Here is a 504-nt window from a genome sequence, read left to right as displayed (position 1 = left end):
AAGACATCCAGGACGTGATCGCAGCCTTCGCTCAAGCGGCCAAAGATGCACAAAGCATCGGCATGGACGGCGTGGAAATCCACGGCGCCCACGGTTACCTGGTCGACCAGTTCTTCTGGGAAGGCAGCAACCAGCGCACCGACGAATACGGCGGCAGTCTGGCCAACCGTTCGCGCTTTGCCATCGAACTGATCCAGGCGACCCGCGCCGCTGTCGGCCCGGATTTTCCGATCATCTTGCGTTTCTCCCAGTGGAAGCAGCAGGACTACACCGCGCGCCTGGTACAAAGCCCTGAAGCGTTGGGTGAGTTCCTCAAGCCATTGTCTGACGCTGGCGTGGATATTTTCCACTGCTCCACCCGTCGTTTCTGGGAGCCGGAATTCGAAGGCTCCGACCTCAACCTGGCCGGCTGGACGCGCCAGCTCACCGGCAAACCGACCATCACGGTGGGCAGCGTGGGCCTGGATGGCGAGTTCCTGCAGTTCATGGTCAACACCGACAAAG

General features: G+C 60.9%; 1 pseudogene. It reads left to right on the top strand.

Going from position 1 to position 504, the window contains the following annotated elements:
- Positions 1–504, top strand: a pseudogene (locus RSB01_RS14295) (12-oxophytodienoate reductase); the annotation flags it as partial.

The sequence above is a fragment of the Brevundimonas sp. genome, from assembly GCF_036659295.1.
Lineage (GTDB): Bacteria > Pseudomonadota > Alphaproteobacteria > Caulobacterales > Caulobacteraceae > Brevundimonas.
Note: the sequence above shows the minus strand (reverse complement) of the source record. Positions and strands in the feature narration are given on the sequence as shown.